This window comes from Brevibacillus soli, from assembly GCF_044759095.2.
Classification (GTDB): Bacteria; Bacillota; Bacilli; order Brevibacillales; family Brevibacillaceae; genus JBIYSM02.
On the sequence record NZ_JBIYSM020000019.1, the window covers coordinates 51,328 to 75,278 of the forward strand.

At 52.7% G+C, this 23,951-nt stretch carries 27 protein-coding genes and 1 tRNA gene; 13 read left to right on the forward strand and 15 right to left on the reverse strand.

All coding sequences use genetic code 11. The features are described from left to right. Window positions 1-95 precede the first annotated feature (95 nt). The gene (secG, locus tag ACE99V_RS09845) at window positions 96-338 is read right to left on the reverse strand and encodes a preprotein translocase subunit SecG (protein ID WP_400490905.1); all 243 of its coding nucleotides are present in this window, start codon (window positions 336-338) and stop codon (window positions 96-98) included. Between the two features lie 219 nt (window positions 339-557). Here secG and ACE99V_RS09850 point away from each other — a divergent pair, with 219 nt between their 5' ends. The 3 genes from ACE99V_RS09850 (at window position 558) to ACE99V_RS09860 (ending at window position 2,523) form a co-directional block, all read left to right on the forward strand. Then, window positions 558-956, forward strand: coding sequence for a YqzM family protein (locus tag ACE99V_RS09850; RefSeq protein WP_400490906.1), 399 nt, complete (start codon window positions 558-560; stop codon window positions 954-956). Window positions 957-1,030: 74 nt separating this feature from the next. Further along, window positions 1,031-1,777 carry an ABC transporter ATP-binding protein gene (locus ACE99V_RS09855; RefSeq protein ID WP_400490907.1) on the forward strand — a complete coding sequence of 249 codons (747 nt, stop codon included), beginning with the start codon at window positions 1,031-1,033 and terminating at the stop codon, window positions 1,775-1,777. Beyond that, window positions 1,777-2,523, forward strand: coding sequence for an ABC transporter permease (locus tag ACE99V_RS09860; protein WP_400490931.1), 747 nt, complete (start codon window positions 1,777-1,779; stop codon window positions 2,521-2,523). Before ACE99V_RS09855 ends, ACE99V_RS09860 begins: the two co-directional genes overlap by 1 nt. A 49-nt stretch (window positions 2,524-2,572) precedes the next feature. Here the strand turns inward: ACE99V_RS09860 and ACE99V_RS09865 are convergent, their stop codons facing one another. Beyond that, window positions 2,573-3,556, reverse strand: a complete 984-nt coding sequence (locus ACE99V_RS09865) for an ABC transporter substrate-binding protein (RefSeq protein ID WP_400490908.1) — start codon at window positions 3,554-3,556, stop codon at window positions 2,573-2,575. Window positions 3,557-3,753: 197 nt separating this feature from the next. Here ACE99V_RS09865 and ACE99V_RS09870 point away from each other — a divergent pair, with 197 nt between their 5' ends. Genes ACE99V_RS09870 through ACE99V_RS09880 form a run of 3 tightly spaced genes read left to right on the forward strand, consistent with a single transcriptional unit; the run spans window position 3,754 to window position 6,635 of the window. Then, window positions 3,754-4,764, forward strand: coding sequence for a FecCD family ABC transporter permease (locus ACE99V_RS09870; RefSeq protein WP_400490909.1), 1,011 nt, complete (start codon window positions 3,754-3,756; stop codon window positions 4,762-4,764). Next, on the forward strand, window positions 4,761-5,792 hold the full coding sequence (locus ACE99V_RS09875) for a FecCD family ABC transporter permease (protein ID WP_400490910.1): 1,032 nt from the start codon (window positions 4,761-4,763) through the stop codon (window positions 5,790-5,792). The genes ACE99V_RS09870 and ACE99V_RS09875 overlap by 4 nt, the downstream gene beginning before the upstream one ends. 18 nt (window positions 5,793-5,810) lie before the next feature. Then, window positions 5,811-6,635 carry an ABC transporter ATP-binding protein gene (locus ACE99V_RS09880; protein WP_400490911.1) on the forward strand — a complete coding sequence of 275 codons (825 nt, stop codon included), beginning with the start codon at window positions 5,811-5,813 and terminating at the stop codon, window positions 6,633-6,635. Between the two features lie 162 nt (window positions 6,636-6,797). On the opposite strand, the gene eno is transcribed toward ACE99V_RS09880, so the two are convergent. The 9 genes from eno to rpoN form a co-directional block, all read right to left on the reverse strand. Further along, on the reverse strand, window positions 6,798-8,084 hold the full coding sequence (gene eno / locus ACE99V_RS09885) for a phosphopyruvate hydratase (protein WP_400490912.1): 1,287 nt from the start codon (window positions 8,082-8,084) through the stop codon (window positions 6,798-6,800). A 26-nt stretch (window positions 8,085-8,110) separates the two neighbouring features. Then, the gene (gene gpmI, locus ACE99V_RS09890) at window positions 8,111-9,652 is read right to left on the reverse strand and encodes a 2,3-bisphosphoglycerate-independent phosphoglycerate mutase (RefSeq protein ID WP_400490913.1); all 1,542 of its coding nucleotides are present in this window, start codon (window positions 9,650-9,652) and stop codon (window positions 8,111-8,113) included. Window positions 9,653-9,664: 12 nt separating this feature from the next. Next, on the reverse strand, window positions 9,665-10,423 hold the full coding sequence (gene tpiA, locus ACE99V_RS09895) for a triose-phosphate isomerase (RefSeq protein WP_400490932.1): 759 nt from the start codon (window positions 10,421-10,423) through the stop codon (window positions 9,665-9,667). A 14-nt stretch (window positions 10,424-10,437) separates the two neighbouring features. Beyond that, on the reverse strand, window positions 10,438-11,622 hold the full coding sequence (locus ACE99V_RS09900) for a phosphoglycerate kinase (protein ID WP_400490914.1): 1,185 nt from the start codon (window positions 11,620-11,622) through the stop codon (window positions 10,438-10,440). 104 nt (window positions 11,623-11,726) lie between these two features. Further along, window positions 11,727-12,731 carry a type I glyceraldehyde-3-phosphate dehydrogenase gene (gap, locus tag ACE99V_RS09905; RefSeq protein ID WP_400490915.1) on the reverse strand — a complete coding sequence of 335 codons (1,005 nt, stop codon included), beginning with the start codon at window positions 12,729-12,731 and terminating at the stop codon, window positions 11,727-11,729. A 21-nt stretch (window positions 12,732-12,752) separates the two neighbouring features. Beyond that, on the reverse strand, window positions 12,753-14,123 hold the full coding sequence (locus ACE99V_RS09910; protein WP_400490916.1) for a Na+/H+ antiporter NhaC family protein: 1,371 nt from the start codon (window positions 14,121-14,123) through the stop codon (window positions 12,753-12,755). Between the two features lie 18 nt (window positions 14,124-14,141). Beyond that, window positions 14,142-15,167, reverse strand: a complete 1,026-nt coding sequence (locus ACE99V_RS09915; protein ID WP_400490917.1) for a sugar-binding transcriptional regulator — start codon at window positions 15,165-15,167, stop codon at window positions 14,142-14,144. 168 nt (window positions 15,168-15,335) lie between these two features. After that, entirely contained in the window at window positions 15,336-15,605 is a 270-nt protein-coding gene (locus ACE99V_RS09920) for a glutaredoxin family protein (RefSeq protein WP_400490918.1), read from the reverse strand. 6 nt (window positions 15,606-15,611) lie between these two features. After that, window positions 15,612-16,988: an RNA polymerase factor sigma-54 gene (rpoN, locus tag ACE99V_RS09925; RefSeq protein ID WP_400490919.1), complete on the reverse strand. Its 1,377-nt coding sequence runs from the start codon at window positions 16,986-16,988 to the stop codon at window positions 15,612-15,614. Between the two features lie 158 nt (window positions 16,989-17,146). Here rpoN and ACE99V_RS09930 point away from each other — a divergent pair. Then, window positions 17,147-17,224, forward strand: a tRNA-Arg gene (locus tag ACE99V_RS09930). A 216-nt stretch (window positions 17,225-17,440) separates the two neighbouring features. Next, window positions 17,441-17,578, forward strand: coding sequence for a DUF4023 domain-containing protein (locus tag ACE99V_RS09935; RefSeq protein WP_400490920.1), 138 nt, complete (start codon window positions 17,441-17,443; stop codon window positions 17,576-17,578). A 133-nt stretch (window positions 17,579-17,711) separates the two neighbouring features. On the opposite strand, the gene ACE99V_RS09940 is transcribed toward ACE99V_RS09935, so the two are convergent. Together ACE99V_RS09940 and ACE99V_RS09945 are read right to left on the reverse strand one after the other, a co-directional pair. Beyond that, window positions 17,712-18,929 (reverse strand): branched-chain amino acid ABC transporter substrate-binding protein, encoded by a 1,218-nt coding sequence (locus ACE99V_RS09940; protein WP_400490921.1) that lies wholly within the window; start codon window positions 18,927-18,929, stop codon window positions 17,712-17,714. A 368-nt stretch (window positions 18,930-19,297) separates the two neighbouring features. Next, complete coding sequence (locus ACE99V_RS09945; protein ID WP_400490922.1) at window positions 19,298-19,765, reverse strand: copper amine oxidase N-terminal domain-containing protein; 468 nt, start codon at window positions 19,763-19,765, stop codon at window positions 19,298-19,300. A 171-nt stretch (window positions 19,766-19,936) separates the two neighbouring features. Here ACE99V_RS09945 and ACE99V_RS09950 point away from each other — a divergent pair, with 171 nt between their 5' ends. The 5 genes from ACE99V_RS09950 to clpP all read left to right on the forward strand — a co-directional run bounded on the left by ACE99V_RS09950 (window position 19,937) and on the right by clpP (window position 23,409). Further along, window positions 19,937-20,161, forward strand: a complete 225-nt coding sequence (locus ACE99V_RS09950) for a hypothetical protein (protein WP_400490923.1) — start codon at window positions 19,937-19,939, stop codon at window positions 20,159-20,161. A 251-nt stretch (window positions 20,162-20,412) separates the two neighbouring features. After that, a complete protein-coding gene (locus ACE99V_RS09955; protein WP_400490924.1) occupies window positions 20,413-21,021 on the forward strand; it encodes an RNA polymerase sigma factor in 609 nt (202 codons plus the stop codon). Continuing rightward, window positions 21,005-21,568: an anti-sigma factor family protein gene (locus ACE99V_RS09960; protein ID WP_400490925.1), complete on the forward strand. Its 564-nt coding sequence runs from the start codon at window positions 21,005-21,007 to the stop codon at window positions 21,566-21,568. Before ACE99V_RS09955 ends, ACE99V_RS09960 begins: the two co-directional genes overlap by 17 nt. Then, the gene (locus tag ACE99V_RS09965) at window positions 21,568-22,689 is read left to right on the forward strand and encodes a hypothetical protein (protein WP_400490926.1); all 1,122 of its coding nucleotides are present in this window, start codon (window positions 21,568-21,570) and stop codon (window positions 22,687-22,689) included. Before ACE99V_RS09960 ends, ACE99V_RS09965 begins: the two co-directional genes overlap by 1 nt. Window positions 22,690-22,803: 114 nt before the next feature. Beyond that, on the forward strand, window positions 22,804-23,409 hold the full coding sequence (clpP, locus tag ACE99V_RS09970) for an ATP-dependent Clp endopeptidase proteolytic subunit ClpP (protein ID WP_400490927.1): 606 nt from the start codon (window positions 22,804-22,806) through the stop codon (window positions 23,407-23,409). Window positions 23,410-23,463: 54 nt separating this feature from the next. Here the strand turns inward: clpP and ACE99V_RS09975 are convergent, their stop codons facing one another. Further along, complete coding sequence (locus ACE99V_RS09975) at window positions 23,464-23,643, reverse strand: H-type small acid-soluble spore protein (protein ID WP_400490928.1); 180 nt, start codon at window positions 23,641-23,643, stop codon at window positions 23,464-23,466. Next, window positions 23,640-23,792: a hypothetical protein gene (locus ACE99V_RS09980; protein WP_400490929.1), complete on the reverse strand. Its 153-nt coding sequence runs from the start codon at window positions 23,790-23,792 to the stop codon at window positions 23,640-23,642. Before ACE99V_RS09980 ends, ACE99V_RS09975 begins: the two co-directional genes overlap by 4 nt. Between the last annotated feature and the right edge of the window lie 159 nt (window positions 23,793-23,951).

Below are 23,951 nucleotides of genomic sequence, written 5' to 3' on the forward strand. Positions count from 1 at the left end.
TCCCTTTCTATGTAGTATTCGCAATTCTTCGCAATTGCAATCCCCATAGACAAAAAGGCAGCAAGATATCCTTGCTGCCTTTGCTACCTATTGTCTTACGCTGCCGCTCGGAGGACATATCCGAGCAGAATGGTAGAAATCATAAACAGTACACCGAACACGACGGTCAGTTTCCCAAGGAGAGCGTCAATTCCTCTCGCTTTTTGTTTTCCCAACAGCTGTTCAGCACCGCCCCCGATTGCCCCGGAGAGGCCTGCACTTTTTCCAGATTGCAGCAACACGACAATAATTAAGCCAATACTTGCGATGACAAGTAAAATTTTTGCAGCCAATACCATGTACGTTCACCTCAAAACTTATTGCCAAGACAATAAAAAACCATTATCTTCACTCTACCACAGACGAGGCCTCTCGGCAACCTGTGCAATTTTGGGCAATACTACTTCTTATAAAATGTGTACTTTCTTTGTCTGTCTTGCCGGGTTCCTTGCAACTGTCAAGATTTTGCCGTAAAATTGCACATGTACCGTTTAATTAGATTAGGAGGTCTTTGTTACATGGCTGGTTCAAACAAAAAAGACATGAATCAAAATGACGTAATTGACTCCGCGAAGGCCTTTTTTACTTCGTTTGGTATCTTGTTCCTCGTATTCATTCTTGCACTCGTCGGATCTATTTTCTTCCCGCCAAAACACGGTGAAGAAGCCAAAGGCGGAGCAGGCGCACCTACTGCCAATATCGATGCAGCCGCTATCTTCAAACAAAACTGCGCTTCCTGTCACGGACAAAACCTGGAAGGGATCGCCGGTCCGAACCTGACCAAAGTAGGCAGCAAATACGATGAGAAGGCAATTGCCGACATCATTAAAAACGGTAAAGGCGGCATGCCAGGAGGTCTCTTGAAAAAGCAACCGGAAGTTCAAGCCGTTGCAAAATGGTTGTCTGAGAAGAAGTAACTACATACAACCTGTACCCAAACACCGAGGTTTTGCTTCGGTGTTTTTCTCGTTTGCAAGGAGGACCACGAACCATGCCGCCTATTTTACAAATCGAGCAGCTGAGCAAGACGGTGGAATCCGCTCCCCTATTTTCCCAGGTAACGGCTGAAGTGGATACCTCCAGCATCATTCATATCCTGGGAAAATCAGGTCAGGGCAAAAGTACGCTGCTGCGGATTCTGGGTCTCTTGACCAAACCGGACACCGGCACCATCCGCTTGCATGGAATACCCTCGTCGAAGTGGGAACCGGAGCAATGGAGAAGCAAGGTAAGCTATGTGGCCCAGCATGCCATTATGCTGCCCGGCAGCGTCGAAGACAACCTGCGCGCAGTCAGCCGACTGCACGCCAAACCGTTTGATCAAGCGCACGCGCTGTCTTTGATGGAACGACTGGGACTTGCCGACATCGACTGGTCCAAACCGGCTGCCCAACTGTCCGGCGGGCAAAAACAGCGTCTGGCCTTGATTCGCACTCTGCTGCTGCGTCCGGAAGTGCTGCTGCTCGACGAAGTAACCGCCTCCCTGGACACGGTCAGCAAGCAGGCAGTGGAAAGAATGCTGTCCGAACTCCACTATGCTGACGGAACTACTCTCATCTGGGTGACGCATGATCTGCAGCAAGCCAGAAATCTCGGCCAACGGATCTGGTTTCTGGCGGATCACAGGCTACTGGAAGATACCGATGCCGCCAGCTTTTTCACAAATCCCGCGACGGAAGCAGCCAAACAGTTCCTCCACTCTGTCAGCGACTCGTTGAACGGCAAGGAGGGAAAATGATGTCGCCTTCGGCCATGTGGTTTGCCCTGATTTTTGTCATTATCGCTGTCCTGCTTTCTGTTTGGCAGCGGCTGAAGCTGGAAAAAGAGATCATGATCAGCGCAGTCCGCTCCGCTGTCCAGCTGATCCTCATCGGGTACGTGCTGCAGTTTGTCTTTCACGGGAATCAACCCGGGCTGATTTTGCTGATGATTGCCGTCATGATCGGAGTGGCGTCATGGAATGCCACCCAACGGGGGAAAGGAATCAAAGGCGTCTTTTGGCGGATCGCCATCACCCTCTTTGCGACCGAAGGCTTCACCATGGCTGTACTCGTAGGCCTGAACATTGTGGAAGGGACACCGCAGTACGTCATCCCGCTCAGCGGCATGATCATCGGCAGTTCCATGATCGTCGCCGGCTTGTTTCTCACCCACATGATCCGCGAGGTGGAGACTTCCCGCGGGGAGATTGAGACGCTGCTTTGCCTGGGAGCTACCCGCAAGCAAGCCATTCATCAGGTCGTGCAAAGATGCGTCAAATCCAGCATGATCCCCACATTTGATACGATGAAAACCATTGGCCTGGTCCAACTGCCAGGCGCCATGACTGGCATGATTATCGCCGGCGCCAGTCCGGTTGAAGCGGTTCGCTTTCAAGTGATCATCATGTTTTCATTTTCTTCGGCTGCGGCGATCACCGCCATTATGCTGGCCATGCTCAGCTATCCGCTTTGGTTTACGGAAGACGGAATGCTGCGTTCTTGACATAAAAAGCTGTCCCCTTCGTGAGGACAGCTTTTCCTGTTACAACTGTTTATTTGCCTTCAATGATGTACTTGCTCAGATCATCCAGCAGCAGATTGGCTGCTTTTACACCGCCTGCGGTGTTCCAGATCACGTCATCCACTTTGTACGCCTTGTTGTTTTTCACGACATTGAGGTTTTTCCAAAGCGGGTCGTTCGTCCACTCTTGCTCCAATTTGCTCGCTTCTCCATTTCCTGTTTCATAGGAGAAGTAGAACAGGATGTCGCCGTCCATCTCCGGAATGCGCTCTTTCGTTACTTCAGCCGCAAATTCTTCTTTGTTTTGGGATTCCGGACGAGCTACGCCCAGTTCCTGCAGAATGATACCGGAGAACGTGTCTTTGTAATAAATGCGCACACGGCCAGGCATGAAGCGAACAATGGAAACTTTGGTGCTCAGTTTGTCGCCCGCTTTTTCCTTGAATTCGGCGATGCGTTTATCCCAGTCGGCCAGCACCTTTTCGCCCTCAGCCTTTTTGTTCAAAGCTTCCGCGTACAGCTTGAAGTTATCTTTCCACTTGCCGCGCAGCGTCTCGGAGTAAACTGTAGGTGCAATTTTGGACAGCTGCTCGTAGATTTTTTCGTGACGCATCTTGTTTCCGAGAATGATATCCGGCTTCAGAGCTGCGATCGCTTCCAGGTTCGGCTGGTCTTCCATGCCCAGTACCTGAACACCTTCCATCTCTGCTTTAATGTGATCGTAAAAAGGATTGCCGGTCCAGGATTGAACGGCCCCAACCGGTTTGATGCCAAGAGCGAGAACCGCTTCGGTCCCTTCATTCGTCAGAACAACCACTTTTTGCGGTGTGCCCTTCACTTCAGTTTCACCCATTGCATGCTTGACTACATATGGTTTACCAGCATCGGCAGTCGGCTGTTCAGCAGGTTTTTGCTCGGCTTGTTGTCCACCGCATCCGGTGAGAATCAAAAGAACTGCCATGATAAGGCCAAAGATAGATTTGCCTCGCACCAGTCGGTATGTACGTGAAAACATAATTGGAAAATCCCCTTTCTGTCATTGAAAATGAGAATTAAAATCACCGACATGAATTATCCTACAACCGCCAGCATGAGAAGTCAACAGGAAAATGATAATGACTCTCAAAATCATTGACGAATAGGTCGAAAGAAACTAAACTTTAATCTGAAGATTACTGCTCGTGTTTACTATTGTCGGGAAGAAGGATTTGCATGAAAAGTCGTTTGTCCAACCATTCTCTCAAGATTCTTGGACTGTTCGTCGGTCTATTGCTTCTTTTTTATTTGTCCTACTCCAGTCTCATCTTTGGCGTTGTCGATACCAGCTGGCAAACAGCCATTGACGCTTATACCAACTTCAATGGGACGAACGAGCACATCGTGATTAAAGAAGTGCGTGTGCCCCGCGTATTAAATGCGTTGGCCGTTGGATTCAGTCTGGGTCTGGCGGGAGCTCTGCTGCAGGCATTGACAAGAAACCCGGTGGCTGACGTTGAATTGTTTGGGTTGAACGCCGGAGCTGCATTCTTTATTGTGTGTGCGGTAACCTTCTTTTCCATAAATTCTCTGACGGAGTTTACCTGGATCGCTTTTGCCGGAGCCGGCTTCAGCGGAATCGTTGTATACATGCTCGGATCATTCGGCAGGGACGGCCTTACCCCCGTCAAGCTGACCCTGGCTGGAGCGGCGATTACCGCCCTGTCTGCTTCTGCCCGTCATGGACTGCTCGTCATCAACGACAAAGCCCTTGATGAGGTGCTCTTTTGGTTGTCCGGTTCTGTCGGCGGACGAAAGCTGGAATACCTGACCACTGTGCTGCCTTACATGATCGTTGCCTGGATTGCCGCTTTTGTACTGGCACGGCCCATCCATACCTTGATGATGGGCGATGACGTAGCAAAAGGCTTGGGACAGCGCACTCTGCTCGTCAAACTGGCGACAGGCGCAGTGATTGTGCTTCTTTCCGGCAGCTCTGTGGCAGTGGCCGGCCCGATTGGCTTTGTGGGTCTTGTCACTCCTCATCTCGCCCGCTATCTGGTGGGCATCGACACACGTTGGGTATTCCTCTACAGCGGCATGCTGGGTGCGATGATTCTGCTGGCGGCCGATATCGGAGGCCGTTTTATTGCCATGCCGGCGGAACTTCCCATTGGGGTCATGACCGCATTTGTCGGAGTTCCCTTCTTCATCTATGTGGCACGAAAGGGGCTTGCCTCGTCATGAAACAATACCTGCCTCTTCGCAATCGCACGCTTTCGTTTCACCTGCATAAACGGACGGTCTGGCTTGCCATCCTGTTTGCTCTTCTGACTGCTGCGGCCGCCGTCGTCAGTCTGGGAATGGGCGAAATGCACATCGCTCCCCTGGACGTGGTGAAGGTCTTTTTGGGAATGGGGTCAGAACAAGACGCTCTCATCGTTCGGGAGTTCCGACTGCCTCGCATCCTGATTGCCATTCTCGTCGGGGCAGCCCTCGCTGTCGCCGGTTCTGTTCTTCAGGGGATCGCGCGCAATCCATTGGCGGCCCCCGACATTCTCGGCATTTCAGGCGGCGCTTCTATCACCGCTGTCGCGTTTTTGCTGTTATTCGATTCAGTCAGCGTCAAATGGCTGCCCGCCGCCGCATTCCTGGGGGCCACATTGGTGGCCTTTCTGCTGTATGGTTTGGCCTGGAAGCAGGGAGTTACCCCGCTGCGGCTGGTGCTGATCGGCGTGGGGATCAAGATTGTTGCAGGCGCCGCAGTCACTTTGTTGATCACCTTCAGCCCGTTCCTTTTGCAGAACAAGGCGATTCTCTGGCTTACGGGAAGCATTTATGGCGTGGATTGGGGAGACGTACTGATGATCCTGCCGTGGATCATGGTTCTCTTTCTGCTGGCCGCCTTCTTCGTCAGACGGGTCAACGTTCAGCAGTTGGGCGATGACATTGCCACAGGGGTCGGAAGTCAAGTTGAACGGGACCGTTTCTTCCTGCTTCTCATTTGTACAGGTTTGACTGGTGCAGCCGTCGCCGTCGGCGGCGAGATCAGCTTTGTCGCCCTGCTTGCTCCGCATATCGCCAAGCAATTGGTAGGTCCTTCTTTTGGAGGGGCCATGTCGATTTCCGCTTTTGTCGGAGCCTTGATCGTACTGTTGGCGGACCTCGTCGGCCGTACTGCTTTTTCACCGCTTGACATCCCGGTCGGCGTCTTTACCTCTGCCGTGGGAGCGCCGTTTTTCATTTACCTGTTGTACAAAAAACGCCATCACTAACGAAAGGGGAGAATCACCATGCACGCCTTGGAAACCAAAGATCTTACCCTGTCCTATGGGGATCGCAATATTATTGAGCATCTGGATCTAAAGATCCCGCGGGGCAAAATTACCGTTTTCATCGGGAGCAACGGCTGCGGCAAATCGACGCTGCTCCGCTCTCTTGCACGGCTGCTGAAACCGAAGGAAGGAGCTGTGCTTCTGGAGGGTCAAGCGATTGCCAAGTGGTCCACAAAAGAGGTGGCGAAGCGCCTGGCGATCCTGCCGCAGGGGCCTACCGCGCCGGAGGGCCTCACTGTTCTACAGCTGGTGAAACAAGGGCGTTATCCCTATCAGAGTTGGCTGCAGCAGTGGTCGGAAGAAGACGAGCGCATGGTGACCAAGGCTTTGCAGGCTACTCAGCTTACCCCTTTGGCGGATCAAACGGTTGACTCCCTGTCCGGCGGTCAGCGTCAGCGTGCCTGGATCGCCATGACCTTGGCCCAGGGGACGGAAACCATCCTGTTGGACGAACCGACCACCTACCTGGACATGTCCCATCAGATCGAGATTCTCGACCTTTTGCATGAACTCAATCAAACCGAACAGCGTACGATTGTTATGGTACTGCACGATCTGAACCTGGCCTGCCGCTACGCAGACCATATCGTGGCCGTTCACAACCAGGGCGTGTTTGCTCAGGGGCGGCCGGAAGACGTGATGACAGTGGAGCTGGTGCGCCACGTCTTTCAACTGGATTGTCAAATTACGCGGGACCCGCTGTACGGAACGCCGATGTGCATCCCGTACAGCAAAAGCAGAATCGTCCCCACCGCATCGCAAAAAACAAAGGTGCTCTCGTAGTCGGAGAGCACCTTTTGTTTGTAGACAAACTGTTGTTTATGAGGAAAAGGGCTGGCCCCCGCCCCGGGGATCGTCGCGGAGCGGACGGTTCTTACTTCCTCGCAGGGAGGAGGGTCGAGCGATAGGCGAAAAAACGGCCCCTGTCGTTCCAGTCGCTTACGCTTACTTTTTCAGGTTGTAAAAGACAGCGCGGCCGCCGAAACGAGCAGTATCGCCCAGTTCGTCTTCGATACGAAGCAGCTGGTTGTACTTGGCTACGCGGTCGGTACGGGAAGGAGCACCGGTCTTGATTTGGCCCGCGTTGGTGGCCACTGCGATATCCGCAATGGTCGAGTCTTCCGTCTCGCCGGAGCGGTGGGAGATCACTGCAGTATAGCCCGCACGTTTCGCCATTTCAATCGCATCAAAGGTTTCGGTCAGGGTACCAATTTGGTTCACCTTGACGAGGATGGAGTTGCCGGTGCTGTTCTCGATGCCGCGAGCCAGACGCTCGGTGTTGGTCACGAACAGGTCGTCACCCACAAGCTGAACTTTGCTGCCGAGGCGATCGGTCAAAGCCTTCCAGCCGTCCCAGTCGTCTTCGGAGAGTCCGTCTTCAATGGAGATGATCGGGTATTTGCTGACCAGATCCTCGTAAAACGCGATCATTTCTTCCGTGGTTTTCACCACGCCTTCGCCTTCAAAGTGGTACTTGCCGTCTTTGTACATTTCGGTAGCGGCTACGTCGAGGGCGAGGAACACGTCTTTGCCCGCTTCATAGCCTGCCGCTTTGATTGCCTCCAGAATGGTGGTAATCGCTTCTTCGTTGGACTTCAGATTAGGAGCAAAACCGCCCTCGTCGCCCACCGCGGTGTTCAAACCTTTCCCGGAAAGCACCTTTTTCAGGGAGTGGAAGATTTCTGCCCCCATGCGCAGGGCCTGGGAGAAGGACTCCGCTCCTACCGGCATGACCATGAATTCCTGGATGTCGACAGTGTTGTCGGCATGCTTGCCGCCGTTCAGGATGTTCATCATCGGGACTGGCAGTGTTTTCGCGTTGAATCCGCCGAGGTAGTTGTAGAGGGAAACGCCGAGCGAGTTGGCCGCAGCGCGGGCAACCGCCATGGATACGCCGAGGATGGCGTTGGCACCCAGCTTGCCTTTGTTCGGTGTACCGTCCAGCTGAAGCATGGTCATGTCGATACCTACCTGGTCAAGGACATCCATCCCGATCAGTTCCGGCGCAATGATGTCGTTCACGTTTTCTACCGCTTTTAATACCCCTTTGCCGAGATAGCGGGATTTGTCCCCGTCGCGAAGCTCAACGGCTTCGTACGCACCGGTGGAAGCGCCGGACGGTACGGCAGCGCGTCCCATTGAACCGTCTTCCAGATACACATCTACCTCAACAGTCGGGTTTCCGCGGGAATCCATAATCTCGCGTGCATAAATATCAGTAATCATCGTCATGTCCAACATCTCCTTTTCTCATTGTTCTATTTTACCAAAAGCGATTTACCGGTCATGTCAGCGGGCTTGGGCAGATGCAACAGTTCCAGCATGGTAGGAGCCAGATCGGCCAAAATGCCGTCCTCCCGAAGGGTAAGTCCCTCTTGTGTAACAATCACCGGAACGGGGAAGGTACTGTGCGAGGTAATCGGTTTGCCTTCCGGATCCAGCATCAGGTCGGCGTTGCCGTGATCAGCGGTGATGATCGCGACGCCCCCTTTACGAATGATGGAATCCACCACTTTCCCCAGGCAGGTGTCAACAGTCTCCACCGCCTTGATGGTTGGCTCCATTTTGCCGGAGTGACCCACCATGTCGCAATTCGCGAAGTTGAGGATAATCGCATCAAAGCGCTCCGCTTCGATCTCCTTCACCACCGCTTCCGTCACTTCCGGAGCGCTCATCTCCGGTTTCAGGTCATAGGTAGCCACTTTGGGCGATGGAATGAGAATTCGCTTTTCGCCGGGAAACTCCTTTTCCCGACCGCCGCTGAAAAAGAAGGTGACGTGAGGGTACTTCTCCGTCTCTGCAATGCGCAGCTGGGTTAAACCCTGCTGTGCAATCACTTCGCCAAGCGTATTGTCCAGGTTGGTTGGTTGGTAGGCGACATACCCCCCAACCGACTCGGAAAACTGCGTCAAGCAGACAAAATGAAGATGGCGGGGGCGCCCTTCTCCGCGATCAAAACCACGGAAATCCTCGTTGGTAAATGCCTGAGAGGTTTGAATGGCACGGTCCGGACGGAAGTTAAAGAAGATAATGGAATCCCCCGTTTCCACCAACCCCACCGGTTGTCCCGCCTCATCCACGATCACCGTCGGCATCACAAATTCGTCCATCACGGATTTTTGGTGCGATTCCTTGACCGCCTGGATCGGGTCGGTATAACGCGGCGCTTCGCCGTACACCATGGCCCGATACGCCTTTTCCACCCGCTCCCAGCGCTTGTCGCGATCCATTGCGTAGTAGCGCCCCTGTACCGTTGCGATTTTTCCTACGCCGATCTCGTTGATCTTCGCTTGAAGCTCTTCCAGGTAACGGACAGCGCTGTCCGGCGCTACGTCCCGCCCGTCGAGGAAGCCATGTATGTAGACGCGATCGAAATCCTGCCGCTTCGCCAGTTCAAGGATGGCAAAGAGATGTTCGATGTGGCTGTGAACGCCGCCGTCCGAAAGAAGGCCGAACAGGTGCAGTTTTCGATCGTGCTGCTTGGCGTGCTGAATGGCTTTGATTAACGTTTCGTTTTCAAAAAAGGTTCCTTCGCGGATCTCCTTGGTGATTCGGGTCAGGTCCTGATAGACGACCCGGCCCGCCCCGATGTTAAGATGTCCTACTTCAGAGTTGCCCATTTGTCCTTCCGGCAGTCCTACCGCCAGTCCGCTCGCCTGCAGGGTGGCGTGAGGGTAGCGGCTCCAAAAACGGTCGAAGTTCGGCTTTTTGGCCTGGGCGACGGCGTTGCCGTACGTTTCGTCCCGCAAGGCAAATCCGTCCAGGATGATCAAGGCTACAGGTTTCGGTCGATTTGCCATTCACGTATCCCCCTATTTTGCGGCTGCGCCGGCTACCAGTTTCAGATAGCTGTCTGCAGCCAGACTCGCTCCCCCAACCAACGCACCGTCAATGTCCGATTGCGCGAGGAAGCTCTCAATGTTTTCCGGTTTCACGCTGCCGCCGTACTGAATCCGTATCGCTTCAGCCGCTTCCTTGCCGTACTGGTCGGCAATCACGCCGCGGATGTAGGCGATCGTCTGATTGGCATCTTCCGCCGTGGACGATTTGCCTGTGCCAATTGCCCAAATCGGTTCGTAGGCCAATACGACGTCCACCAGGTTGTCCGCCGAAACGCTGGCCAGCGCTGCTTCTGTTTGCTTGCGGACGACCTCTTCCGTCTGGCCGGCTTCGTGTTGTTGGAGACTTTCTCCCACGCAAACGATCGGCTTCAGACCATGGTTCAGGGCAGCCAGCACCTTTTTGTTCACCGTGTCATCCGTCTCATTAAAATACTGACGGCGTTCGGAATGACCAATAATCACGTAGGTGACGCCCAACTCCTTCAGCATCAGCGGGCTGATTTCTCCTGTAAAGGCTCCTTTCTCCTCATAATGCATGTTTTGTGCGCCGAGCACGTACGGCGTTCCCTTGAACAACTCGGCGAGCGCCGGCAGCGCAGTGAACGGAGCGCAAACGACCTTTTCCACGGAGGGAACGTTTTCTTCACTCCTCAGCTGCCGGGCAAATTCGCTCGCCTCGGCAATCGTTTTAAACATTTTCCAGTTTCCAGCGATAATGCGGGTTCTCAGGGGATTCACCCTCCTTATTCTTTATCCTCAAGGACAGCTACGCCGGGGAGCTCTTTTCCTTCCATAAACTCCAGCGAAGCGCCGCCCCCTGTGGAGATGTGGGTCATCTGTTCGGCTACGCCCGCTTTCTCTACGGCTGCTACCGAATCTCCGCCGCCGATGATGGTCGTACCGCTGCAATCCGCCATGGCTTTCGCCACACCGATCGTTCCCTCGGCAAAAGCATCCATCTCAAACACGCCCATCGGCCCGTTCCACACCACGGTTTTGGAACTGACGATCACATCCCGGAACGCTTCCACTGATTTCGGACCGACGTCAAGCGCCATCCAACCGTCGGGAATGGTGTCAACGGACACAATTTGCTTCTCGGCATCCGCGGCAAAGCGATCCGCTACCACGACGTCAACCGGCATGAACAGCTGTACGCCGCGCTCTTTTGCCTGTTCCATCAGCGAGCGGGCCAAATCCAACTTGTCCTCTTCATGCAAGGACGCTCCCACGCTGTATCCCTGGGCTTTCAGGAAGGTATTGGCCATGCCTCCGCCAATGATCAGGTGGTCTACTTTGGTTAACAAATTTTCAATCACGGCAATTTTATCTTTTACCTTGGCTCCGCCCACAATCGCGGTAAACGGCCGTTCCGGTCGCGACAGGGCGCCGCCGAGGAAACGGATTTCCTTTTCCATCAAAAGGCCCGCTACCGCAGGTATGTATTTCGCAATCCCGGCTGTTGAGGCATGGGCGCGGTGTGCGGCACCAAAGGCGTCATTGACAAACAGGTCGGCCAGTCCCGCAAATTGCTTGGCCAGTTCAGGATCGTTCTTCTCTTCTCCGGCGTGGAAACGCACATTTTCCAACAGGATGACGTCACCGTTTTGCATGCCCGCCACCGCTGCTTCGACCGCTTCTCCAACAGAATCGTCGAGCTTCTTTACCTCTTTGCCCAGCAGTTCGGACAGGTGCTTGGCTACCGGAGTCAGGCGCATTTCTTCCACGACTGCTCCTTTTGGACGTCCGAAGTGACTGGCCAAAATTACTTTGGCGTTCGCTTCCGTCAAATACTGAATCGTAGGCAGGGCAGCGCGAATGCGCGTATCGTCTGTAATGACGCCGTCTTGCATCGGGACGTTAAAGTCCACACGGCAAAAGACGCGCTTTCCTGACAATTCTACGTCGCGGATAGACTTTTTGTTCATGAACGATCCTCCCCAGGTCTTCGGCTATTGTTCGTGAAAATAGCATACGGGAAAAAGGGAGAGGCTGCTCTCCCTTTTTTTCCACAACAGTTCTATTTTACGTGTTACAAGCCGCGCTGTGCAACATAGTTGCACAAGTCTACGACGCGGTTGGAATAACCCCATTCGTTATCGTACCAGGAAACCACTTTTACCATGTTGCCTTCCAGAACCATGGTGGACAACGCGTCAATGGTGGAAGAAGCCGGATTGCCGTTGTAGTCGGAGGAAACCAGCGGCTCTTCGGAGTATTCCAGAATGCCTTTCAATGGACCTTCCGCCGCTTCTCTCAGCACGCGGTTTACTTCTTCTACAGTTACATCGGTTTTCAACTCCGCTACCAGGTCAACAACGGATACGTTTGGTGTAGGCACGCGCATCGCGAATCCGTTCAGTTTGCCTTTCAACTCCGGCAATACAAGAGCTACCGCTTTAGCCGCACCGGTAGAGGTCGGAATGATGTTGGTAGCGGCAGCGCGGGCGCGGCGCAAGTCTTTGTGCGGCAGATCGAGAATTTGCTGGTCGTTCGTGTAGGAGTGCACGGTTGTCATCAGACCGCGAACGATGCCGAACTTTTCATGCAGCACTTTTGCAAACGGCGCCAGGCAGTTGGTTGTGCAGGAAGCGTTGGAGATGACGGTATGGCTGTTCGGATCGTACTTGTCTTCGTTTACGCCCATCACGATGGTGATGTCTTCATTGGTGGCAGGCGCAGAAATGATCACTTTTTTCGCGCCGCCCTCCAGGTGCTTCGCTGCGTCTTCCCGCTTGGTGAAACGACCTGTGGATTCCACGACGATTTCCACGCCGTACTCCGCCCACTTCAGTTGAGCCGGATCACGCTCCGCCAGGACCTTGATCTCTCTATCGCCTACAATAATCGTATTTTCGCGCGCTTCAACCGGCAGATCCAGAACGCCGTGCACGGAGTCGTACTTAAGCAGATGCGCCAGTGTTTGGGCATCTGTCAGGTCGTTGACAGCCACAATTTCCACATCAGGATTGTTCAATGCTGCACGAAATACGTTGCGGCCGATGCGGCCAAATCCGTTAATGCCTACTTTTACCATACCAATACCCTCCTGTAGCTGTTAAATGACTTGTTTATGTTTATGTTCATGGATCAGCTTGCCGGCCGTGCTGTACTGCCGGGCTGAAACGATGGTGATGACGGGGAGAAGCAAAGGAAAAAACAGATACGGAAGCACCTCTCTAAAAGGCACCCCCAGTGTGACGGACATGACCATCGCCAGACCGTTCCAGGGAATGAGCACCGGCATTACCAGTGCAGCGTCCAGCATGGTCCTGCCCAGCAGCTGACGCCCCTTTGCGATTTTAGAAAAACGCTGCAGCAGCGTAGAGCTGAGCACCAGGATCGGGATCGTCTGGTTGCAGCTGATGATGATTACCAAAAGCGACAGGACTACCGTCTTCCCCGTCAGGGCGGTCAGGCTTTGCGTGCTGCCCATCAAGCGATCCACAATCGGGACAAGCAAATTCGCTTTATTTAGTATGCCGTTCATAAACCCAGCTAAACTAATCAAAAGAAGTACCTGAAGAATCGCTTTCATGCCCCCGCCGTGAACCATCTGATCCAGCCTGGTTTGGGAGTGAAGTTCAAAGCCGAAGAGAATGGTGCGGAAAAATTCTCCCCATTCCGGCGGATTGGTGAATAACACGATCCCTGTAGCAGCAGCGATTCCGTACATCAGAGCAGAAACCGCCTTTACGCGAAAGGCATACGACCCGATCAATACGATCAAAGGCAGAAGCGGAATCAGAGAAACGGAAAAATGACGCTCAAGCAGCTCTTGATACTCCCGAACCATTTGGGAAGCATCGGCATTAATCCGCCCCACATCCAGGAGCATAAAGAGCAGTGCTGTCACCCCAAGGGCGAGCAGAGCCGTCTTGTTGATCCGTCCATCCCCCTTTTCTTCCATCCCTACACTGCTGATTACCAGCAATCGACTGCTGGAGATCGGGGAAAGCCGCTCTCCCACCATGGCACCGGAGATCAGCGCTCCGGCCATCATGCCAAGGGGAACCTCCGCAGCATGAGCAATACCAATCAGGGAAAGACCTACGGTGCTGAGGGTGCCCACTGAAGTGCCCAGCAGACAGGAGACAGCCGTCGCGAGCACAAACGATTGAATCAGCAAATCGTCTGCGTTTACCACGGACAACCCGTAGTAAATCATGACGGGAATGGTTCCTCCCATCATCAGGAGCGGGATCAACAATCCGATCAAAAACAGGATGGTCAAAACTGGTTTGGTTTGTTTCACCCCATCCCAGCCAAACGAAATTTGCTGACGAAGAGGAAAACCGAGCCGCTTCACAGAGACCAGTGTGACCAGAATGGCGAACACAATCCCGACGGAAAGCGGAAAACCGAGTATCAAGCTTAGCACGATGCCTACGATGAGCGATGCAATGGGGAAAACCGCAACCAGTTTCATCAGAAGTACTTCCTTTCCTTAGCGGCTCATGGACAAGATCGCCCGTGCGGCTCCTTCGTCCGTGATGAGTACATTCTGACACGACTGTTTGGCAAACGAAAGAATCGCTTTGGCCTTGCTCTCCCCGCCTGCAATGGACAGGACGGCTTCCGCCTGCCGCACGTCTTCCAGCTGCAATCCAATGGTAGGCATGCGGTGCACGATCTCACCCGCAGCGTCAAAGTAGTAGCCAAACGCTTCCGACACAGCTCCCCCGTCGCTCAGCTCCTTCAACTCTTTATCCGAGTAGTTTCGGCGCTTGGCCATCGCAAGTGCGTCGCCAATCCCGTGCAGGACAATTCGTGTCTTTTTCAATAACGACAGGACGTCTGCCACTTGCGGTTCCTTCAGGAGCTGCTGCAGGGCATCCGGGTGCAGGCGGTCCGGAACGTGAAGCAGCCGATACGCCCCACCTGTCTTGACTGCCATGGCGGACGCAAGCGTATTCGCCTGCAGTTCCACCCGCTCTCCCAATCCTCCGCGGGCCGGAACAAACAGGACGTGGCGAAATGCAGGGGACGGAGTCAAATGGGAAGCAACGCTCGCGATGGACGATCCGCCGGTCACGGCGATGATGTCGCCCTCCTGCACACGCTGTTTCAAAACACGCGCTCCGACTCTCCCCAGCTCTTCTTTTACCCACTGGGAACGGTCTGCATCTCCCTGGACGACAATCACTTCCGGAATGTTCAGCACCTGCTGCAGCCGCTGTGCCAGTTCCGTCAACCCGAACAATTCGCCCACCATTGGTTCCAGCTGATCCAAAACCCGTTGACCTTCTTCGCTCAAACTCATGCCTGCCGCCGCTACGTGCAACAGTCCCATGTCCTTCAGCAAGTCCACTTCTGCGCGCAGAATTCGCTCCGTCGTCTGCAGCGCCTGCGCCAGAGCGCGACGACCGATCGGCTGGAGGTGAGAAATGGATTGAAGCAGCATGTATCGCTTGCGCAGCACGTCAATCAGGTCAGGTAACAGCTTCTGCTGCAATTCAATCAGTTGACGCATCTACCCTCTTCCCTTATCGTCAGATTCAGGGACAGAAAACGTCCCTGTATATACATTTTTTGTCCCACTCATTGCAAAAAAATGAGTGAACTGCATCTCGAATGTAACACAATTGCCAAAACCATGCAAGATCCCCCTGCTTTTTGCCCAAGCAGGGGATTCTCTCATTTATCGATGGGACCGCTTTGCCAGTTCTCTGCGGAATTGCTCTTCTGTCATAATGCTGGCAACGGAGAGAAACGCCTCTTCACCGTCGATTTCCACGACAGGAATGGTCAGCATATACCTTTCATGCAGATGCGCATCGCTCTCTATATTGACCACCTGAATCGCCAGGGGATATTCTCTTCCTACGCGCCGAATGCGTTCCTCCACCTGATCGCACAGGTGGCAGCCCGGTCGGCCGTACAGCACAATGTTAAACGGTCGTTTATGCATCTGTATCTAGAACCTCTTTCGTTTCGCCGAGGACGGAATCATCATTTCTTCCCGGTATTTTGCCACGGTTCGCCGGGAAATTTCAATCCCTTCCTCCAGCAGCATTTCCGACAACTTCTGGTCAGACAAGGGCTGTTTGCGATCTTCCTGCTCGATCAGCGACTTGATTCTGCGCTTTACACTCTCGGAAGAGGCAGCCTCGCCACTTGCCGTAGAGAGGGAGGAGGTAAAGAAGTACTTCAGTTCAAAAATCCCGCGCGGCGTTTGCACATATTTGTTGCTGGTCGCCCGACTGATCGTCGACTCGTGTAGGTTGACCCGCTCGGCGATCTCTTTTTGCGTCATCGGTTTGAGGTAGTGGACGCCGTGATCGAAAAAGTCCCGCTGCATTTCCACGATCGCCTGTGTTACGCGCATCAATGTCAATCGGCGCTGCTCCAGGCTTTTTGCCAGCCAGAGGGCGGCGTTCAGCTTTTCGTGGATAAACTGTTTGGCTTCATCCTGGCTTTTCTGCTGGCTCAACAATTTTTCATAAAAGCTGCTGATTTTCAAACGCGGGGTAGCCACGTCATTCACCATCACGATATATTCATTTTCCACCTTTTCCACGGTAACGTCGGGGATGACGTAGCGCGTCTCCTGTTGGGAATAGGCAGCGCCGGGACGAGGATTCAACGAGCGGAGCAAATCAGCCATGGACTGCACATCCTGAATGCTGCAGCCCACTTTCTCGGCAATGCGCTGGAATCGGTTGTTCCCCAGATCCTGCAAATGATGCTGCACGACCTTGACAATCTTATCGTCATCCAGCCCCTGATGCTGGAGCTGCAGCAGAAGGCACTCTTCCAGGCTGCGAGCCCCTACCCCGATCGGATCAAAATGGTGCAGAATCGCCAATACGTCCTCAATCTCTTCCAATGAAGCGCCCAAACGCTGAGCTGCTTCCTCCAGTGTAATTTCCAAATAGCCCTTTTCATCCAAATTGCCGATCAAGAACAGCGCAATCTTCCTCTGCAGCGCAGTAAGCCCTTTGACGTAACCCAATTGGCGTTCAAGGTGATCGTACAGGGTGGTCGTTCCCTGATGGACAAAATCAAGCGGATTGTAAGTGCTTTCATTTTTATGTGAAGAGTATTCTCCTGTGGCACGGTTGCTTACAATCTCTTTCCAATCGATTTCCACCGATGGGCGTTCCAACTTGATCGGAGCCATCTCCACTGCCGATTCCTGCAACTCGATCACCGGATTTTCGTTTGCCTGCTCCTGTAAATAAGAGACAAGATCAACCGCGGAGTATTGCAAAATGGTAATGGCTTGTCTCAACTCCGGAGTCATCACCAGTTTTAGTGTCTGTTCCTGGTACAAACCCAGCCCCATGTTCATCGAGTTCGCCCCTTTCTCTGCGCAGTTTGTACATGGAAGTGCATCTTTTTTTCATTATATTCGCTATCTCATGCAATTTTCCTGCCAATTAATTTAAATCAATCCCAACTTGCTTTTTTTCCTCTGAGTGTATATAATAAATGAGCAGTGAACTTCAAGCGCCCGTAGCTCAGTGGATAGAGCGGCGGTCTCCGGAACCGCGTCTTGCGTAGGTTCGACTCCTATCGGGCGCACCACTTACATAGCAGACAAGACCGGTCGATGCCGGTCTTTATTACTTTCTGCTTTGACCATGCCATTGCTAGGCACGCCTTTTGATTCTCGTCCCTGCTCACTTCAAGGCGTGCTTATGCAAGGCCACATCGTTTTGCCCATTCATTTCCCTTCATGACTTGATGGGAAACGGCCAATGCTAATAAGGCTACAGCCTATAATTAGCGGGAGGTGCCGTGATGGATTTCACGAAAATGAGCACACAGGAATTTGTCGAAAAAATTCACGAAACCCAGGCCAAGGACCGTGAAAACAAGGAACACAACGGTTACGGTCATCCGGAAAAACGACTGCCAAGCAAGCAGCGCATCCGATAAATCGCCCGTCCGGCCTGCGCCGCGCGGGGCCCCGAACAAACCCAAAAAAACGCCCCGGAGAATCTCTCATCGATCTCCGGGGCGTTTTCCTACCTATTGAGGATCCAGTTTGTTCAAATTGCGCATGACAACCTTACTTCGCTTCGCCCAAGAACGTTTTCTTGTCTTTGTCGTATTTGTACACGTAGACGGATGCGTATTCGTTATCCCCTTTTTCGTTAAAGGACACTTTTACGAATTGGCCCTGAAAGTCTTTCGTTTTGTGGACAGCTTCCAGCACTTGCTCACGAGTAGGCTTCTTGCCGCCGTTTGCTTTGATCGCTTCTTCCAGACCTTTCAGCACCACGTTCATCGCATCGTAACCGAAGGAGGTAAAGATTCCCACTTTGCTGCCGGTCGCCTGTTCAAAGTCGGCAATCCACTTCTTGCCTTCCTCTGTAGCGCTCAGGTCGCCCACCGTAGAGGTGAAGACCACACCATCCGCCGCCGGACCGGCAATTTTCAACAGGTCAGCAGAGTCGAAACCGTCGCCGCCCATGAAAATGCCTTTGTATCCTTTTTCACGCGCTTGCTTCACGAGAATTCCCGCTTCCGCGTAGTACCCTCCGAAGTAAATCATGTCAGGGTTTGCAGCGATGATCTGGTTGATTACCGCGCTGTAATCCTTCTCACCGGCAGTCACACCTTCGTAACCGACAACTTGTACACCGTCTTTTTCAAACTGCTTCTTCACTTCGTCAGCCAGACCTTGTCCATACGCTTGCTTGTCGTGAATCACGTACGCCGTCTTTACGCCAAGCTGGTTCTTTGCGTAGATCGCCGCTTTGGAACCTTGCTGGTCGTCGCGGGCGCAGATGCGGTGAACGGTTTTTTTGCCCTCTTCCGTCAGGTTGGAACCGGTAGCCGACGGAGACACCATGACCAATTTTTCCTGTTCGTACTTTACAGAGGCAGTAATGGAAGCACCTGTAGTACTGTGACCTACTACCGCGACAACATCAGGGTTGGAAATCAGCATTTCCCCAACAGCTACCCCTTGTTTGGGATCCGCCTGATCGTCCTGAGCCAGCAGTTCAATCTCGAAGCCCAGTTTCTTGAAATCTTCCTGCTTTTGTTTCAATGCGTATGCCGCGCCGTCTTTGGCTGTGCTGCCGTACTCGGAGTACTGACCGGACATCGGGCCTACCGTTGCGATCACCAGTTTTTGAGAGCCAGTGCTGCCGCCGCTACCGCCGTTACCGCTGTCCGCGCTCGGCTGAGCTGCAGGCTGGCCGCCGCCGGCACATCCAGCGAGTGCGCTGCCTACTGCCAACAACGTTGTAAGAAAAGCGATTTTTTTCTGTCTTTTCATGAGATACTTTCCCCCTCTTCATTTACGGACAAACTACAAGCTGGTCTTCTCCTATTTTAAAAGAAATTGGAAAATTTGCAACAAAATTAAATATTGGCAAAATCGATGGCTTTTATCAAAAATAATGATGACCAAATGGTAAGCCGCCCTCTCATGAGGACGGCCACCAATGTTTGTTATTCGCTTTCATCATACTTACGGGAATATGCTTTGTTGGTAACATATATCGTAAGTCCGATAATCACGACAAACAATATAACGATCAACCAAAGTACGCCACTGCTCATTTGTCCGCTTTCCCCCATCGTTCGTCGGTTTTTCTTCCGCCTATTATACGGGAAAGTGACAAGCTGTTACAACGACACAACTTACTTCTCGATCTTCAAAGTGATTTGGTACGTTTTGGTTTTGGGATCCAGCGTAACTTTTGCTCCCAGCTCCTGTGCCACGAACACGAGCGGAACGAGAACCGCACCGGTAGTGGGGCGGGCAACTGCTGGCACTTGCACCAGCTTGCCGTTTTTATAGGCGAGCTGGTTGTCGGCAAAAATACGAAGCGCGTACTCTTCTCCCTTTGCGATCAACACGGATTTGGACATGGTATCCCATGCGGCTGTGCCACCCAGCGCTATGGCCAGGGTGCTGGCATTTACATAGGTAACACCCTGATAGCTTACCGGATCCTGCGGGAACACAAACGGTTTGCCGTTCAGCATGACCTTGATCGTTTGGTTGACCTGCACCGGCTTTGCTTGATGGGCAAACGCGGCATTTGCAGCAACGCCGCCGGTCAGGAGCGTCGTTGTCAGAAGAAGAGCAGACATTTTGCGAAGCATGATAATACACCCCTTTGGACTATTACGTATTTATCTCATCCACCATTTACCTATGACAAGAAAACGGAAAAATGCCACACTAACAAATAAACAATTCATCCTGCGAACAAACGTTTTTGTGCACAATCTGTTGATAAATTTGTGGATAAGTATGCAAAAGGGGCTGCTGGCTTGGTACCTGACCGATTTTTTCTCATTTATCAAGAAGCGAATGACGAGGAGTGCCTGCTGACAATCCAACCGTATTCGGACGAACAAAAACTGGCGGAAGCGATCAATCAACTGCAGGCGCAGCAGGTAGAAGAATACACGATTATCAAAGGGCGAAAAATGCAAGCGACCCTGCGCGTAGCGGTCGATCTTACAGAAGTGGACGAAACTGCCGATACCCAATAAAGGGAGACTCACCATGACAGGCTCATTCATCCGATGATGAGCTTTTTTTGGTGAATAATAATTTATCAATTTGGACATCCCATACAGCCGCTAGAAAAGTGTTCGGGGCCCCGCCCGGCGAAGAAAGGGACCCCACTCGGCACAGCGATAGCTAACGCCGAGTGGGTCGAGGATAGCTCATGCCGGGTGGGTTTTCTTACGAAATTCTTGCCCGTTGTGATCCGTACTGTTTATACGGGAGGGGGAAACCGATGGAACCAGACCTGATCGAGCTGAATAAAGAGGCGGCGCATCTCATACAGCAGTACCTGTCCGGCAACACCCGCGCTTTCCATGCGTTGGTTCAGCTTTATGGACAGCGTGTTCTGCGCATCGTGAAAAAAATGGTCTACTCCTATCACGACGTGGAGGATCTTCATAACGAAATCTGGTTGAAAGTAGCCCAGCATGCACATAAGTTCGATACAAGCCTTCCCTTTCACTCCTGGCTGTACCGTATTGCCTCCAATGCTTGCATCGACTTTTTGCGGAAAAAGAAGGAGATTGCCATGGAAGACGATCAGTTGTTCCTTCAGGTCAACAAACTCCCCGCAACTGAACTGAATACTCCCGAAAACGTTTTGCTGGAAAAAGAGTTCCGCGCGCAGTTGGAGGGCTTGCTGGCTCGCTTGGATGACACCGATCGGCTGATCGTCACGCTGCGTTTTACGGAGGGAATGAGCTACGATGACATCGGCAGCATCGTCGGAATGAGCAAAAACACCGTTGGCACCCGGTTGTTCCGCGCACGAAAACAACTGAAAGACTTGTTGGAAGCACAAATGGAGGAAAGGAGAATGGTCGATGCCGCACTTGGATGAACTGACACTGATGATGTATCTCGATCAAGAGCTGGGTTTGGAAGAAACCGGTCAGGTGAAAACACATCTCGCCAACTGCCCGCAATGCCATGAACTCTGTTCCCGGATGAAAGCCGATCAGCAGCTTTTCTTTGCCACCTTCACCGAGTCTTTCCGTCCATCCGAATCCCCCATTGAGCTGAACCCGTTTACACAGGCACAAGTAGAAGCGATCGCCTCCCTCCATAAACGCAACCATCAGCATTCCGTCTGGCGTCCTCTCAGCTGGCTCTTCATCCTGCTGGCAGCGGCGGGAAGCTATTGGCTTTTTCTGCAAAGCTATCTGTACAATTGGCTCTCTCAGACTTGGGAGACGTGGCAGTACAATCTGATGTGGTCATCTGCCTTCTGGATTAAGGAATACGCGAATGACTTGCTGCTTGCGCCCCAGACCGGAGCCATACAAGTAAGTCTGCTGTTCATGCTGCTTCTGGGAGCGCTCGTTTTGCTCCGTACACGGTACACCTCACTGTTACAGGAAAGACATCAGGACGGAGGACACAAGTGATGAGAAAGCTATGCTGCCTGCTGGCGTTTATTCTAATCCTTCTGGCGGCCACTGGGGCCTATGCATTTGGGGCGGTCAGCCAGGATCATTATCTGCTTCCCCAAGGCGCAGTTCACCGCGGAGATCTGGCTGTCAGCGGGAACAAGGTGGTCATTGAGGGAACGGTTGACGGCGATCTCTACGTGTTTTCGGAGAGTGTACAGGTATTGGGGGAAGTAACAGGCGACGTGATCTCCTTCTCCGCCAACACTACTATTTTGGGGAAAGTGGGCGGCAACATCCGCTCGTTTACGCAAAACCTGACCATTTCCGGCACAGTCGCCCGCAGTGTTACAAGCGCTTCCCAGCACGTTCTTGTCACTGACCAGGGTCAGGTGCAGAGGGACATGCTGCTGTTTGCCCAAAATACCGATGTGCACGGCAAGGTTGGCAGGGAACTAAACGGGATGATCGGGGAAGCACGAATTACGGGCGAGGTGGGACGGGGAATCTCCCTATTAAAAAGCCACACGCTGCGGCTCGATTCAACGGCCGTTATCGGCGGTGACCTGATATACTCCAGCCCCCGGCGTGCAATCATTGCGGACGGCGCTGCCATGAAAGGGGAAGAACGTTATACACCTGAACCTCACGAGGAGAAAGACGGCATCGGTTTTTCGCTGTTCACCTCAGCTGCGCTTCTGTTAAGCACATTGCTGCTTTGGACGGCCATCCGCTTTTTGTTTCCAGCAGGAATGTACCGAGTGTGCCAACAGCTGGACCGGCAGATTGCCGCCGTATTTGGGATGGGAGCTGGGGTCCTGCTGGCATCCGTCATCCTGGTTGTGGTGCTCCTCGTCACCGTCGTCGGAATTCCAGCTGCCGTCATCCTGGCCTTGACGATCGCGGTGCTTGCCTATACAGCCAAAGTGTTTGTCGGATCCTGGATCGGGATGCGATTGCGGGAGCGATTCGAATGGAGGCTTCACCCGCTTCTCGCTGAATTGCTCGGGGTTGCAGTACTGCAGTGTCTGCTCTTTATTCCGTTTTTCGGATGGCTTCTGTCGATACCCGTATGGCTGGTTTTCCTTGGGGCTTTAGCAGCCGCCGTACGTCAGACGAATAAAACATTTCTTCCGTAAATAGGTTTATCTTAATTGGATTTTGGGCTTAATGAGAAGAGGATTTGCAGTTGGATGTTTGACCTTTGTTGACCTTTTGTGTATGATATTCTTACGAAAGAGAGGAGGAAGACTATGCAAAACAACTATTTGATTCCTACCGTTATTGAACAGACCAACCGCGGTGAGCGTGCTTACGATATTTATTCCCGCCTTCTCAAGGATCGGATCATCTTCCTGGGAACTCCCATCAATGACCAGGTGGCCAACGCAGTTGTGGCACAGCTCTTGTTCCTGCAAGCGGAGGACCCGGAAAAGGATATCCAGCTGTACATAAACAGCCCAGGCGGTTCCATCACGGCCGGTATGGCCATCTACGACACCATGCAGTTCATTAAACCGGATGTATCCACGTTGTGCATCGGCATGGCCGCTTCCATGGGCGCATTCTTGCTGGCTGCCGGTGCAAAAGGCAAACGCTACGCTCTTCCTAACAGCGAAGTGATGATCCACCAACCGCTGGGCGGTGCCCAAGGACAGGCGAGCGACATCGAAATCGCGGCAAAGCGCATCCTGAAAATGCGCGAGCATCTGAACAAAATCTTGTCCGAGCGTACCGGACAGCCATTGGAACGCATCCAAAAGGATACCGACCGCGACAACTTCCTCACCGCCTTCGAGGCAATGGAATACGGTCTGATTGACAAAGTGATTGAGACTGAACCAAAGGCTGCTAAATAAGTTATCCATACGACAAAACCCGGCTATCGCAGCCGGGTTGTTTGCTGTTTCTGTCTATTTTTCTTGCAGCTGCGTGACGTCCACGGTCATGCTCTGGGTCGGTTTCCCTTCGGGGTGGACCCGGGCGGTTGCCGTTCGCTCGTCAACGCCGTCAATCCAGACAGATTGGCCTTGATACTGCACTTCAATCTTTTGTGCCGATTTGATAATCTCCTGCGCACGCGCTACGTTCATTTTTGTTCCTCCATCGTTTCGGTTGTCGTTTCCTCAATCAATCCGTTCTGAGAGGTAACGAGTCCTGATCCCAGCCCTTCGTTCACCATGCGATCAATATCCATTTCGTAGGCGTCGCGGCCTTCGTTTCGTGAATCGCGAGTGTCCATGCTTTCCCTCCTTCAGGGCGCTTGCCCACTTTTACAATGTTTAGGTATGCCCACTTTTCGCCCGAACATGCAAAGGCATAAGAAAAGCTTCGATTGAAGCCCTCTCGAAGAAGCTGGTTCTTCGTTAGAGGAAACTTTTTATGCGTTCCGGAAAGTTTA